Consider the following 14,809-nt stretch of genomic DNA (forward strand, 5'->3'; position numbering starts at 1 on the left):
TGTCTGTCATGGATAATAAACATTTTGCCGTATGCACGGGTAAAGATAAACGTTTATGGCTTTCTTCCGACATTATGCGAGGTTTATATTTACGCAACCAATCTCCGAAGGTGGAAGAACTCACGCTGTATTTCTCCAAGACTTCGGAATAATCAAGCTCATGGATCACACGATCCCGGACTGCCGATAATTTTACTCGAACCGGAAAGTGGCGACGATGAATAGGTTTAGATAATTCTGACATAAGTTTACTCTTTTATGTTGTAAACTTTTTTCAGGGTAATACACTACCTTAGTTTCGATTTTTAGTTTATTTACAAAAATATCTGTTATTTTCATTATCGTTTCTTTTTTACACTCTTAAATCCCTGCAAATATTTCAACAATTCTCTGCATCGGAATATACATATTTAATCTTTCAAACATCCGATAGGTATGATTTTTACACTATCTTCACGAGTATATGCCATTTCTCCGCCGGTAAGGACAATCAGCAAATCCGGTTCCCGCAATTTTATTTGTTTTTCAGATTTATTCTTTTCTGCTACAAGACGTTTGATTTCAAGAAGATGATTTGCTCCTTCTTCAATCTCCCTACTGCCAAGTTTACATTCTATCAAAGCATATCGTCCATCATCAAGGTGTAAGACAGCATCCGCTTCCAATCCATGTCTGTCATGGTAATAGGATAAACGTCCGCCCATTGCCTGTGAATACACCCGCAAATCACGGAAACAGAGGCATTCAAATATGAAACCGAATGTATTTAGGTCAAGTTCCAGACTTTCCGGCGATGCACCCAATGCAGCGACTGCAATAGAGGGATCCACAAAACAACGCTTCTTACCTGTACGAATGACGGTTTTGGAACGTATTGCAGGTGACCATGCCTCTATGTCATCTATAACAAATAATTTCTCCAATGCGCCGACATATTCATCAAATGTCGGCATTGAAGTACCCTCCATTTCCTCTGAAACATCAGCAAGCATTAACGTTTTCTTTGCCAAAGTACAGATGTTTCTTGCATATGAGCGAAGAATCAGCCGCGCTAATGCCGGATTACGCCGTATTTTATCCACTCGTGAAATATCCTCGTTGCAAATTACATCAATGTAATCTTTCGCTATCAATAGCTTTGCCTTCCTACTTATCTCATCAAGCGAAGCCGGCCATCCTCCACGACAAGCTGCAAATATAAGTTGTTCAATAGAAAGCTGAGAGATTGCCCCGTCAATATCATATTCAGGTTCATCAAAAAGGCGTCCTAACGAAACAGTTCCGTTTGATTCAAGTGATTCAAACAGACTCATCGGATACATTGCCATTTTGGAAATACGCCCTGTACCAGTATGCATTATCTGCTCATCATCAATCACCGTGGAGCCGGTTAAGATAAACTGGCCTTTAGCTCTCCGCTCATCTACGGCGTGACGCACGGCATCCCATATTACCGGAGCAACCTGCCATTCATCAATAAGGCGAGGTACCACACCTTTGAGCAACAGCGACGGTTTTGTCCTTGAAGTTGCAAGATAACCTTCCCGTCGGTCAGGATCCTGCATCTTAATAACGCTTGCCGCGCGACGTTCGGCAGTGGTAGTCTTTCCACACCATTTGGGACCGGCAATTTGTACTGCACCGAAAGCTTCAAGTCTTAAATCAAGAGTCTTGTCAGCAATTCTACTTAGGTATTTTATATCTTTCATAATCAACACAAAAGTAGTGATTTAATCTGAATGAACAAAACAATATAGTGTTTTTGATGAATTTTATTTTGTGTTTTTGATATAAATTGCTTTGTTAAATTGATGCAAAACATTCCTGTAATTACATAACACCACATTAAATGATTAACTTTACATATACAGAACGAATATTGAGGTGTAGGTAAAAATGCCGGATACATATATTCAAGCGTAAAATGCACAAATATAACGATAGATTGCGCAGAACTTTTTCTCCACTTTACAAGATATACCATCGTAATTACTAAAATTTGCAAATGAACTTTTAGGTAATACAAAGATATTCCTACTTTTGAGTCCCCATGTTCAAATGATTTTAGTTAATTCTCCCTGCAATATTTGTTCTTTATAAAGAAAAACAAGTATATTTGTACATATTCTTAGACTTACTACAAAAAGCCGAGTAAAACAGTGAAACCTGCACATTAGGATTAAACATTGAACTTTAAAAATTTTGACGGATTAAGATATTGGTAACAAAAGGATTACGAAGTGTATTCGAGTCCCGTCCGCACCGCTTAAAGTCAAGACGTTACATTAACAAAAGCGGACAAAGCACGTAATATTCAAAGGATTACGTGCTTTTTTTATTGCTCTTCAGAAAACTACAGAAGTTACAAAAATGCCCCAAAAAGACAAAGTTCAGTTACAAATTCGTTACAGAAAAAACGTGAGAGAAAAATTGTAACGATTTTTGAGTTAAAATCTGATTTTGTACTTCTTGTCTCTCAAATGTCTGCCTTGATTTTAGTCGCACTCCCTTCCTTTCCTCTCTCGTTTCACTTTTCTGATTTAATACTTCGGAACTTCCCCTTTTCCCACTCCTCCAACAAAATTACCTCAAACCTGCAATTGCTGTGGGCTTATTCGTTGGACTTTTCCCTATCTTGAAAAGTCCAACGTTTTAAGTAATTTCCCACTAATGCACAACACCTTACCTATAAATTGTCTTATTAGTCCACTGCCAACGGAAATACGCCGGTGATGAACATTCCACCTGATGAATGCGGACGCATACGCGAATACGAAGCGAATGCAACTATCAGACCGGGCAAACGGCCGGAACTGAAGCAAGGAAAGCCATTGCTCAAAAACAGCCGTCCGAAAGGCGAAAAAAAACACCATACCAATGCCCCGTCCCCATGCGTCATAGCCCTACGGACTTTTTGAGGCCGGAAAATAAGGTTTTCCAAAGATAATTGAACTGCGAGCGGTAAGGGTCCCTTTCCGCCGAACCGCACACTTTGCGCTCGCCGCCGGAACCGGGATTGTTCTCCCTCACGATAAGCCCGTTGGCTAACGTGGTAAGAAATGAACGGGTTTCCAGATGCCCGTCCTTTTCCTTCATAATGCGGATGCGCAATTTTTCATACAGGAACAACACATCCGCATCCGCCCTCTGCGCATCCCCTTTCATGCTGAAAGTCATTCCTTCCACCCGGCCTGAGGCGATTTTTACTTTAGCCAAAGGCTCCGTCATCGGATTCAATGCCGCCAGATTCATGGCCCCCAGACGGCCCTCCACTTCAAAAAACGGATTCGAACGCCCGGCAGGCAAACGGAAAACGGCCTGCATCTCCCCCCGATTCATCAACTTCCCTTTAGCCTTAACAGTAAAAGCAGTGCCCCGGTTTGTCAGCCCGTAAAACATCCCCTGCAAACCGTTAAATGTAATCCGCCCCGGAGCCGAACCGTGCTTCGCCAGCTCCAGGTATTCCACATCGGCATGCTGCAAGGCTATCCGCCGCACGGACAACGGAAACGGAAACTCCTGCACCGACTGGTAAAACAGGCGTTTGACCCTGGGCGTCTGCTCTATCTGCCGGTTCTTGAAGTTCCGGACAGAGAGCTTTCCGAAAGAAAGGCTATCCACGTCTATCCATCTCTCCGCCATAAACCGCCGCCAATCAACCCCGGTCCCTTCCAGTCCCGCCGCCTCTATGCGGGTCCAGTCCGCATGCCCCGGCGACCTTCGGGCAAACTCATACATCCCGTACTACGGCAGCAACCGGAGCGCACCCACCGTGAAACGCTCCTCATCCCCCTGCCACCGTAAAGAATCCACTTCCAACAGGGAAGCCCCCTTTGCAAAACGACATTGAAAGGAAGACAACGCCAACTGAATATCCCCGCAGGCGAAAGGCCAGCCCTTTCCCGCCGGAAAGGTACGGAACTCACCGTCCGTGACTTTCCCGGAAAAACCATTCAGGCGATAGTCCACAGAATCCCTGCCCTCTATCACCCGGCAATACATCCGGTCCAGCCGCACACTGACAGTTTCAACCTCCACCTGCACCCCCGCCAGTGTCCGGGCCGCAGACCGTCCGCCCGGCCCCGGCTTCAATATATCAGCCGCCAACCGGGATATTCCCGCATCCAATTCCCTGGCCCGCAGATAAAAAAGCGAATCTCTCTTGCGGAAATGCACCCCCCTGGCCCCTAAGCGGTCAAAATACCCTTCAACCCTTTTAAGAGGCCACCCGGAACGACGCAAAGCCACCGTGTCCGAACTGATTTTCACCTCCTCCAGCCACAACGACCTGCCAATCAGCCGCAACGATACAGAACCGATTTCCGCACGGACAGCCCCCCGGCTCACCTCCTCTACCTTCTTTTCCACGAAATACCGGATTTTTGCCTCCAAAAACCACTCTACAACGAAATAAAGCACCGTCAGTGCAAAAACAACATAAACCGTAACCCTGATACCCTTTCTCATTTCATCTCCGTTTTTCCTTACAAACGGGAAACGGCACAAGAAGTTACGCGCCCGGCCCCGTCCAACCCGTCAAACCTCCCCTCCATTCAAACCATTTCCCCGCCCCATCGTTATAAAAGAAAACAACAAACGAAAATGTACAGATTCAAAAACAAAGTCATCCTCATCACAGGAGCCGCTTCCGGCATCGGGGAAGCCACCACCCGGCGCATCACCTCGGAAGGCGGCACAGTAGTCATGGCAGATTTTGCCAGGGAAAAAAACGAACTCCTGGCCAGGGAACTGAAAGCGGGAAAAGCAGAAGTTTTTCCGGTCTATTTCTCAGCAGAAGACCTGGAAAGCTGCCGGAGCCTGATAGAACAGACGCTGGATAAATACGGACGGATAGACGTCCTGGTCAACAACGTGGGTGGCACCGACCTGCAACGCGACACAGACATCGGAACCCTCGACATCACATTTTTCGACCGGGCTTTCCACCTCAACCTGCGTTCCGCCATCTGCCTAAGCCAGCTCGCCATCCCCGCCATGCTCCGGCAAAAAGGGGGAAATATCGTCAACATCGCCTCCATCGGAGGATTCACCGGAGATTTCAGAGGCACTTACTACGGCACATCCAAAGCGGCACTTATCAACCTAACCCGCTACATCGCCACCCAAACAGGGCGTCACAACATCCGCTGCAACGCCGTTGCGCCGGGACTTGTGCTGACACCCGCCGCACTGAAAAACCTGCCGGAAGAAACACGCAGGATATTCGAACGTCACAATGCCCTCCCCTATCTGGGAGAACCGCAGGACATCGCCTCCGCCATAGCCTTCCTCGCCTCCGAAGACGCCCGGTACATCACCGGACAGACCCTGACCGCCGACGGGGGGCTGACCATCCACAATCCAACCATAGCAGATTTTACAAACCATTAAACACCATACCCATGAAATATCTTATCATCAGTCTGTCCGTTATCCTCCTGAACCTCCCCTCCTCCCTGAACGCCTGCACCGGTCTCTCGCTCAAAGCCAAAGACGGCGCATACGTCCAGGCACGCACCATCGAATGGGGAAGCAGCGACCTGCCAAGCGAATATGTGATTATCCCCAGAGGACAGCAAATTACGTCCTATACCCCGACAGGCGTAAACGGCGCGGTGTTTCAAACCAAATACGGCGTCGTGGGACTCGCCATCATGCGAAAAGAGTTCATCGCCGAGGGACTGAATGAAGCCGGACTTTCCGCCGGGCTTTTCTATTTCCCGCGCTACGGGAGCTACGTAAGCTACAACCCCACAGAAAACCAACGCTCGGTAAACGACCTGCAACTGGTCACCTGGATGCTGTCGCAATTCTCAACCATCGACGAAATCAAAGCGGCACTTCCCTCAATCCGTATCATCGGCATCGACCAGACCGCCGGCTCCACCTCCACCGTCCACTGGCGCATAGGGGAACCCTCCGGCAGACAAGTCGTACTCGAAATCGTGGACGGCATCCCCCATTTCTACGAAAACCCGGTGGGAGTGCTGACCAACGCCCCCGGATTTGAATGGCACCTGACAAACCTGAACAACTACGTCAACCTCACCCCCGGAGGCGTGGCCCCCCACGCCCTGAGCGACCTCACCTTAGCCCCCTTCGGCTCCGGAGCCGGATTCCTGGGCATACCCGGCGACATCACACCCCCCTCCCGTTTCGTGCGCATCGCCTTCTACCGGGCCACAGCCCCCCAACGCCCCACAGCCCTCGAAACCATCCTGGAATGCTTCCACATCCTCAACAACTTCGACATCCCCATCGGCATTGAACACCCCCTCGGCCAATCCCCCGACATCCCCAGTGCCACCCAATGGACATCGGCCACCGACCTCACCAACCGCAAAATATATTACAAAACCGCCTACAATTCCACCATCCGGTGCATTGACCTCCAGACCATCGACTTCGCCGCCACCCCCTACCAGTCTTTCCCCCTGGACGCCACCCGCCAACAACCCATCGAATACCTCAACATCAAATGACACATGGGGACGGGGCATTTGCGTCATGACACAAAAGCCCCGTCCCCATGCGTCACCCACGAGCCAGATGAAAATAGCAATTGCCGGAGCAAGCGGATACATCGGCGGGCATCTCACCCGCTTCTTGCAGGAAAAAGGAAACGAAGTAATCCCGATAGGCCGGGATTTGCTTCAGGAACAGAATTTCGACGCACTCTGCCGGAGAATGGAAGGTGCCCGCGTCGTCATCAATCTTGCCGGGGCATCCATCAACAAACGGTGGACAAAAGCCTGCAAACGGGAACTCTATGACAGCCGTATCCCGGTAACCCGCCGAGTGGTAGAGGCCATCCGCCGGATGCCTGTCCCGCCGCAACTGTTTATATCCGCTTCCGCCGCAGGATACTATGCGGACAACGGAGAACATGACGAATACAACGGCAGGCAGGGCGAAAGTTTTCTGTCCCGCCTGTGTGCCGACTGGGAAAAAGAGGCACGCCGCTGCCCTCCGCCTGTACGCCTGGTCATTGCCCGGTTCGGAATCGTACTTTCCAGGGACGGCGGGGCTCTGCAACAAATGCTGCGCCTGCAACGCCTCTTCCGGACAGGGACGGTGATTGGCAACGGACGGCAGTATTTCCCGTGGATTAGCATACACGATTTATGCCGCTCCTTTGAATCTATGATAGAAAATAAAGAACTGAAAGAAGTGGTCAACCTGGTCGCGCCGGAACGCATCACCCAGAGGCATTTGGCGGACGTGCTCGCAAGGGCCGACGGAATCCGTTGGAGAGTGCGGTTGGGCAAAAGCCTTTTCCGGCTGCTGCTGGGGGAAAGAAGTTCATTTCTGACCCAAGGCCAGCAGGTCCTGCCCGCCAAACTAACGGAATCCGGTTTCACCTACCTGTATCCCACCATCGAGAAACTGATGGGAGTGACGGACCACCGCACGGTACGGCAACTGAATATCAACCGGTATATGGGCCTTTGGCATGAAATTGCCCGCTATGAAAACCGTTTCGAGAAAGGCATGACCAGTGTCACGGCCACCTACACCCTGTTGCCGGGCAATAAAATCCGGGTGGAAAACAAAGGACTGAAAGGCACCAGACCCCGGAAAGCGGCAGGACGCGCCAAACAACCGGACCCGGAAAATAACCCGGGCAAATTAAAAGTCGCCTTCTTCCTCTGGTTCTACGCCGATTACTACATCCTCGAACTGGACGAAGCCTACCGCTACGCCATCGTAGGAAGCAGCTCGGACAAGTACCTATGGATTCTGAGCCGCGAAAAAAACCTCCCCCCGCCTCTCCTCGATGAACTACTCCAACGCATAAAAGACCGGGGATACGACACCGCCCCACTGCTCTTTGCAAAGTGATACATGGGGACGGGGCATTTGCGTCATGACGCAAAAGCCCCGTCCCCATGTGTCATGCTCCCCTGTCGCCGCGACGATAAAGCAATCGCGCCAAACCAAACAGATAACGCCGGAATCCCGGAATATAAGCCAGCACACGGTCAAACCACCCCAGATACGGGGTAATGAACTTCACCACGAGGCCGACATAGACCATCGCGAAAAGTGTCCCGACACCGATGACATTCCATTGCCAACGTCCGAAAAAGAGATAGCAGCTTCCCACGGCAAGCACGACAAGGGCCGTATCCACCCCAATCTTGACTTTGGCGAAAGGACGGCGCGCCACCTGGCTGATAACAATAGAAATACCCTCACCCGGCATGGTAACCGAACCACACCGCACCTCAAAGGCTATACCGATACCCATGATGGTGCATCCCGCAAACTGGACAAACAACTGCGACGGCAGAGTCGCACACTCCAAAGCCGAGGTCAGAAACATATTCAAATCAATGAGCCAGCCAAACACAAACCCGATAACCAATTGGAACAGTTGCACAGGCTCGAATTTTTTCCGCAAAATGAGCACCTGACAAAACACCAGTATGAAATTCATCGCAATGGTATAGCCGCCGATTGTCCATTCCGGAACGCGGCTCACCGGCCCCGCCAGCGAAAATACAAACGGCAGGGAAGATATCACACTGCTGCCCAGGCAGGATTTTACGCAAAGCACCACCCCCAGCGTCATCAAATACAATGAAACCATAAGCAGCAAATGCTGCCAAAAAAACGATATTACTTTTTCCTTCGTTGTCATCACGCCCGAATTTAATCCGTTCACCCCTATTCCGACGGCAAAAATACATAATTTATCCGGGAATCACTCCCCCACCCCCGTCCCCCCATGTGCCACTTCAATATTAATTCGTATTTTTGCACCACACCATAAAAATAAACATCATGCAGGACATCATAAACGGACGCTGCGGCTGGTGCGGAACAGACGAATTATATGTAAAATACCACGACGAAGAATGGGGAAAATTAGTCACCGACGATAAAACACTATTCGAATTCCTTGTACTGGAAAGTGCCCAGGCCGGACTGAGCTGGATTACCATCTTAAGAAAACGCGAAGGCTATCGCCGGGCCTTTTGCAACTTCGATGCCGGACAGGTGGCAAACATGACCGACGAGGACGTGGAACGGCTGATGCTATTTGACGGCATTGTCAGAAACCGACTGAAAATCAAGGCGACCATCACCAATGCCCGCCTATTCCTCGACATACAAAAAGAATTCGGAAGTTTCTACAACTACACCCTATCGTTCTTCCCCAACAGGCAACCGATAACCAACACCGTCCGGTCATTGAGCGAAATTCCGGTATCCTCCCCCGAATCGGATGCCATGAGCCGCGACATGAAAAAACGGGGCTTCAAATTCTTCGGGACAACCATCTGCTACGCCCACCTGCAAGCCTCAGGCTTCATCAACGACCACCTCACCACCTGCATCTGCCGGAAATGACACATGGGGACGGGGGTTTTGCGTCAAACCGGCAGTAAGCCGAGTTCTCTCAGAAAGCGATTGTGTTTTTCTCTCGCCTCATTGATTTTTTCCTCTATTCCTTTCAATTGTTCGTTTACCTCCCGGAGGTCAATTTTTTCTTCTTCTTTGGCCGTGCTAACATAGCGGGAAATATTCAGATTGTAGCCGTTTTCCTCTATTTCTTTCATCGAAACACGGCGGGAATAGCGTTCTTCTTCCTTACGGAATTGATAAGTATCCACTATCTTCTCAATATCCTCCTCCCTTAAAACATTCTGCCGCTTTCCCTTTTCAAAATATTCACTGGCATTGATAAAAAGCACGTCTTCATACTTTTTACATTTTTTCAGCACCATAATACAAACGGGAATACCTGTAGAGAAGAACAAATTGGCAGGCAGTCCGATAATGGCATCTATATTCTCGTCCGTAAGCAATTTGGTGCGGATACGCTCCTCCGCCCCCCCCCGGAACAGAACCCCGTGGGGCAAAATAATTGCCATCGTACCGTCATTCCGCAAAAAATGAAAACCATGCAATAAAAAGGCAAAATCCGCCGCTGACTTAGGGGCAAGCCCATAGCTTTTAAAACGGAAATCCTTCCCCAGTTCCTCCGCGGGTTCCCACCGGTAACTGAAAGGCGGATTGGCAACCACAGCGTCAAACTCGGTCTTTTTAGCAGGATTCATCTCATTCAGCATCCGCCAATCGTTCAGCAGAGAATCGCCGTGGTGAATTTCAAACTCCGAATCTTTCACGCCATGCAGAAGCATATTCATACGGGCGAGGTTGTATGTGGTGATATTTTTCTCCTGCCCATAGATTTTACCGATACCATGCTCTCCCATTTGTTTCCGCACATTCAGCAATAACGAACCGGAACCGCAGGCAAAATCGAGTATCCGCTCCATTTTTTTCCTGGTCCCCAGTGCGGGCTCCTGACAATCCAGCGTCACAATCCGCGACAAGATGGTGGAAATCGGTTGCGGAGTATAGAACTCTCCGGCTTTTTTACCGGAACCGGCGGCAAACTGTCCGATGAGGTATTCATAGGCATCTCCCAATATATCGGTATCGGTTGAAAACCTGGCAATGCCTTCGGCTATTTTCTGAATGATAACGCACAGTTTTGCATTACGCTCTTTATAATCCCGGCCTAATTTCTCCGAATTCAGATTTATTTCTGAAAACAAGCCCTGAAAATTACTGTCGAAGGACTGATTTTCAATGTACTTAAATCCCTCCTCCAGCGTATGCAATAAATCTCCGCTTTGCGTACGCGCCAATTCCGCTATGTTGCTCCACAAATATTTCGGCTTTATCACATAGTGCATCTTACGACGCATCAGTTTTTCAAATTCTCCGACATCCTCCTGATTCTCATCGTACCAAATGGCAAAGGGTATCCGCTGGTCGTTCTTATCCCGTTCCGGATATTCGGGTCCTAATTCTTTTTTTACAGCCATTTCATAGTTGTCGGACAAATAACGTAAAAAGAGAAACGAAAGCATGTAATCACGAAAATCATCGGCATTCATGGCTCCCCGTAACTGATCCGCTATGTCCCAAAGGGTTTTACCCAACTGTTGTTGTTCTTTCGCTGTCATGATTAAATTTCTTCTGTTTCCGTTTCCTGAAATAAATCTTGATTGAATCGGTAGGTATCTGTAAAATCTTTCAGTATTCTCCTGAAATGTTCTTTATTCTCCTCCTGCATTTCCACGGGCTCGAACAACGAGTAATTACCGTGACTCAGAATATTAATCATTCGGGCATGAATAATCCCGTCCACATCGTCTTTCGACCGCTTAATACAATCCCTGAAATCATTGAACCCGTGAAATGCGGCAGTCTTCTCCAATATATTCCGCAAAATATTAAAATGATACGTATACAACTCGCCGGTAGTTGCCGCCTTCTGCAAACTCTGCATCAACGAAACATGATGAAAAAAGGGCGTATCCCTCGTGTCCATCAGCTGAATTTCCTCTTCTTTTCTGCCTTTACACATGTAATACTTCTCAGCCCTTTTCAACTCGTTGTGCATTACATTAAAAAAAAGTCCGTGGTGAGTTGAAATTATTGCATCAATATTATTCTGATTTTTGAGCAGTTGTGCCAAATGGCTGGCCACGGCAATGGCATTATTGTCGTCCAGGGATGAAATAGGATCATCAATGTAGAGGTACTTCACCCATTGATAATTTTCATGCCCATCTATCGCCATCTGAGCAACAGCCAGAAAAAAACACCAGATAAAAATATTTTCCTCTCCTCTGGAAACCTTTATATTATCCACAATTTTCGTCGTCTCAACCGGTTCCGGCTGCTTTTTTGTCGGTTTCTTTACGGTTTTCACCTCACGTTTAAAACTTACTCTTGCCTTTTCGTAATTGATACTAAAATCAAAATCCGCATATCGCTGCAGGAAGGGTCGGATTCTGTTCTCCATATCCGCCCCGTCCAACCCGTCAAAAAAATGAGACTCTCTGTTAAAAACGAGTCCCCTTTCCACATCATGGTACAAATCATTATCCCATGTAAAAAGGTCCTCGGTAAAGGCGTTAAAATAAAGCGTATCCCGTTTATCTTTTCCCCCCTTTTTCCCAGCTTCTTTAAACGCCATCGACAAACGGGTCTTTCCCGTCCCGTTATGGGCAAAAATAAGGGTATTCTTCTTCCGCGAACGAAGATGCTCTACTAAATGATTCAAGTCTGTAAATGTGAGCGTTTCTTTAGCCATACTATATCATTCATATCAGGAAACAATTGTTGCATTAACCCCTTTTTATGGGTTTTAAGCGCGTCCAGTTTTTGCGACAAAGCCGCAATAAGATTATCCAATGAGGAGAGACAACCGGCAATTTTTTGCTGTTCTATCATTTTCTCAGGCAATAATATTGGACATCTCAGCACTTCCTCTTTTTTCAAATTTGTTTGTTTAACCCCATCATCAAAAGATAAAAAATAAGGGTTTCTATCAATGCTATAATATAAAAATAAACTCACAACACTATGAGGTGTCAATTTACAAATACGCTGATTAACAACATATAAATTAGGAATATCCACAATAAAACATTTTGCAATCGCTCTGCCATTGGGAAGATCGCTTAAAACCATTAAAATATCATTTTTGTCAGCTACACTCAAAGCATTATTCGTAAATTTTTTTATTTTTCCCTCTGTTGAAATATACTTAGAATTAACAACAATATATTTTCCGGTTTCCGAAATCTCACTCTCATGAGCCTTCCCATTTTCATAAGACACAACTTCTTTTAATGTTTTTTCCTTCCACTCCCCAGCCCCTCTAAACTCCGGGAATCGCATTGCAGGAACTTTCTCACCTTCGGCAGGAAATAATTGTTGCATCAATCCTTTTTTATGGGCTTTTAATGCTTCTATCTTATTAGCAGTCAATGTTATTAAATCGTCTATAGAAGAAAGACAATCGGCAATTTTTTGCTGCTCAATAACTAACTTCGGAATTATTATTGAAAATTGTTTAAGTATGGGCAAGCGTAATGATAACACAGTTGATTTTACAGCTTTTAAAGCCATTAAGTCATGATGTGCTAAAAGTAAATAGTATACAAATTTTCCAAAACAAGAAAAATTTTTCAATGCATATGCTCTCTGATGCAAATCAAACTTTCCAACATAATATTTAGGAATAAAACGTACACCTTCACCCGGAAGAATTACTGCTTCACAATTAAATAAATAATTATTCGATGCTTTTACTATTTCAGAACGATCAAACAAAGGATATTTACCATTTTCAATATGATCCTGAACATTTGATTTTCCATTCTTAATTTCACACACAGCACCTAAGATTGTTTCCTTCCACTCCCCCTCCTCCCTAAACTCCGGAAACCGCAACTTCGGCACCACCGTTTTCATCTCTTTATTCTTCATACGCTGACAATCCTGAAATTTCATGCCCTGCGGCCAATCGTCTTAACAATGGAATCAAGTCTTCCATCAATACCAGCTCCTTGCGGGTCCGGGCTTTCCATCCCAAATCCAGGGGAGCTAACAAGTCGCTCAGTTTCTCCCCGTCGAATATCATCCGGTCCATAATCTCTTTTACAAACGATTTCAGCGCATCCGCCTCCAAGCCGTGGTTTTCTGCAACCTTAGCTATCTCCCGATCATATTTATTCCGCTTAAACTCCTCGAAACCTTGTTTCACCTCCTCTACCGTCATGCCGTTTACTTCGTCCAAGCTATTGATATACTCCATAATATCTTCCCGTTCCTCTATGAGATCGGCACTCGACATAACCAGATTGATTAACTGCTCCTTCGTCACCCTTCGTTTTGCAGGTTCCCGGCCCGCATATTTGGCAATCAGCCCCATAATATAATCATAGTCGATCACCGACGAAGCAAACAGGACCAATTCAAAATCCAGATCGTCAATCTCCGGGCTCACTCCGCCATCTGCTTTCTCCCGTTTTTCCCTCAACTGTTTTACCGTCTCGATATAAGCCCCCCGGAACGCACGCAGGGATTCGTCCGGCAACAGATTCTCTATCCTCTGGCGGCTCTCCTCGTTCAAGTCCGTGTATTGGTCCAATTTCGTGCGCAGACGTTGCACCTCTTTAAAACAACCGATAAAACCGGCACGGGCTTCGTCGCCTTTCAAATTGCACACCTCCTCCGCTTTACATGCCAGACCGTGGGATTGCATAAACTTCTCCAGTTCGACCACCGCCTCCTTGTATTTCTCCACTACGACCGGCGCAGGGTCCACCAACCAAATCTCCTTCGAGCGTTCCTTTTTCTCATCGGAAAACAAAACAATGGCTTTATCCACAGCCTCCTGCTGACCGCGAAAATCTAGCACATTACCGTACGGCTTCGTATCGTTCAAAATACGGTTTGTACGGGAAAACGCCTGTATCAATCCATGATACTTCAGATTTTTATCGACATACAGAGTATTCAAGTATTTCGAATCGAAGCCCGTCAGCAACATATCCACAACAATCGTTACATCAACCTTGTTCCGGTGTGCATAATCCTTATTACTATACTGCTGGTCCTTTATACGCTGCTGGATATCCTGATAATACCCATCAAATTCATCCAGAATATGATTGGTGCCGTACTGCTGATTGTATTCCCGGATAATAGCCTTCAACGCCCTTTTCTTTCCGGCCGGGTCGTGCATATTATCCATCCTCTCCTGCCACAAATCCTCCTGCATTTGCTGCACATCTTTATTGCCTTCGGCAGGCGGAGAAAACACACACGCGATATTCAACGGCTCAAACTCTGCATTTTCCTGCTGCAATTTCGCCTGTGTCCTTTTAAACAAACGGTAATACTCGATTGCGTCATTGATCGACGCCGTAGCAAACAAAGCGTTAAAACGCCGGGAATGAGTCGCCGCGTCATGCTTGGCCAAGATAGAATC

13 protein-coding genes and 1 pseudogene are annotated in these 14,809 nt (G+C 47.1%); 5 read left to right on the forward strand and 9 right to left on the reverse strand.

All coding sequences use genetic code 11. The annotated features are described in order from the left end of the window. Together D1136_RS10085 and D1136_RS10090 are read right to left on the reverse strand one after the other, a co-directional pair. Positions 1-244: hypothetical protein (locus D1136_RS10085; protein ID WP_202623109.1), on the reverse strand; the 244-nt coding region annotated here is incomplete at its 3' end. 166 nt (positions 245-410) lie between these two features. Continuing rightward, positions 411-1,700 carry a DUF4143 domain-containing protein gene (locus D1136_RS10090; protein WP_161877536.1) on the reverse strand — a complete coding sequence of 430 codons (1,290 nt, stop codon included), beginning with the start codon at positions 1,698-1,700 and terminating at the stop codon, positions 411-413. A gap of 1,032 nt (positions 1,701-2,732) precedes the next feature. On the opposite strand from D1136_RS10090, the gene D1136_RS10095 reads away from it, so the two are divergent. Continuing rightward, positions 2,733-2,918, forward strand: coding sequence for a hypothetical protein (locus D1136_RS10095; RefSeq protein WP_161877512.1), 186 nt, complete (start codon positions 2,733-2,735; stop codon positions 2,916-2,918). On the opposite strand, the gene D1136_RS10100 is transcribed toward D1136_RS10095, so the two are convergent. Both D1136_RS10100 and D1136_RS10105 read right to left on the reverse strand, forming a co-directional pair. Next, the gene (locus tag D1136_RS10100) at positions 2,896-3,738 is read right to left on the reverse strand and encodes a DUF748 domain-containing protein (RefSeq protein WP_161877513.1); all 843 of its coding nucleotides are present in this window, start codon (positions 3,736-3,738) and stop codon (positions 2,896-2,898) included. The genes D1136_RS10095 and D1136_RS10100 overlap by 23 nt on opposite strands. 6 nt (positions 3,739-3,744) lie before the next feature. Further along, positions 3,745-4,467, reverse strand: a complete 723-nt coding sequence (locus tag D1136_RS10105) for a hypothetical protein (protein ID WP_161877514.1) — start codon at positions 4,465-4,467, stop codon at positions 3,745-3,747. Positions 4,468-4,602: 135 nt separating this feature from the next. Between D1136_RS10105 and D1136_RS10110 the strand changes: the two genes are divergently transcribed. From D1136_RS10110 to D1136_RS10120, 3 genes are all read left to right on the forward strand, one after another. Continuing rightward, positions 4,603-5,391, forward strand: a complete 789-nt coding sequence (locus D1136_RS10110; protein ID WP_161877515.1) for an SDR family NAD(P)-dependent oxidoreductase — start codon at positions 4,603-4,605, stop codon at positions 5,389-5,391. Between the two features lie 11 nt (positions 5,392-5,402). Next, on the forward strand, positions 5,403-6,482 hold the full coding sequence (locus D1136_RS10115; RefSeq protein WP_161877516.1) for a linear amide C-N hydrolase: 1,080 nt from the start codon (positions 5,403-5,405) through the stop codon (positions 6,480-6,482). Between the two features lie 67 nt (positions 6,483-6,549). Further along, complete coding sequence (locus tag D1136_RS10120) at positions 6,550-7,842, forward strand: TIGR01777 family oxidoreductase (RefSeq protein ID WP_161877517.1); 1,293 nt, start codon at positions 6,550-6,552, stop codon at positions 7,840-7,842. 52 nt (positions 7,843-7,894) lie between these two features. Here the strand turns inward: D1136_RS10120 and D1136_RS10125 are convergent, their stop codons facing one another. Then, positions 7,895-8,593 (reverse strand): YitT family protein, encoded by a 699-nt coding sequence (locus D1136_RS10125; RefSeq protein WP_237567053.1) that lies wholly within the window; start codon positions 8,591-8,593, stop codon positions 7,895-7,897. A 194-nt stretch (positions 8,594-8,787) separates the two neighbouring features. On the opposite strand from D1136_RS10125, the gene D1136_RS10130 reads away from it, so the two are divergent. Then, a complete protein-coding gene (locus D1136_RS10130; protein ID WP_161877519.1) occupies positions 8,788-9,357 on the forward strand; it encodes a DNA-3-methyladenine glycosylase I in 570 nt (189 codons plus the stop codon). A gap of 23 nt (positions 9,358-9,380) precedes the next feature. Here the strand turns inward: D1136_RS10130 and D1136_RS10135 are convergent, their stop codons facing one another. The 4 genes and pseudogenes from D1136_RS10135 to D1136_RS10150 all read right to left on the reverse strand — a co-directional run. After that, positions 9,381-10,985 (reverse strand): type I restriction-modification system subunit M, encoded by a 1,605-nt coding sequence (locus D1136_RS10135; protein WP_161877520.1) that lies wholly within the window; start codon positions 10,983-10,985, stop codon positions 9,381-9,383. Positions 10,986-10,987: 2 nt separating this feature from the next. Then, the gene (locus D1136_RS10140; protein ID WP_161877521.1) at positions 10,988-12,121 is read right to left on the reverse strand and encodes an AAA family ATPase; all 1,134 of its coding nucleotides are present in this window, start codon (positions 12,119-12,121) and stop codon (positions 10,988-10,990) included. Further along, on the reverse strand, positions 12,088-13,302 hold the full coding sequence (locus tag D1136_RS10145) for a restriction endonuclease subunit S (RefSeq protein ID WP_161877522.1): 1,215 nt from the start codon (positions 13,300-13,302) through the stop codon (positions 12,088-12,090). The genes D1136_RS10140 and D1136_RS10145 overlap by 34 nt, the downstream gene beginning before the upstream one ends. Then, a pseudogene (locus D1136_RS10150) lies at positions 13,292-14,809 on the reverse strand (type I restriction endonuclease subunit R); the annotation flags it as partial. The pseudogene D1136_RS10150 and the gene D1136_RS10145, both read right to left, overlap by 11 nt.

The organism is Odoribacter sp. Z80 (genome assembly GCF_009935865.1).
Lineage (GTDB): Bacteria > Bacteroidota > Bacteroidia > Bacteroidales > Marinifilaceae > Odoribacter.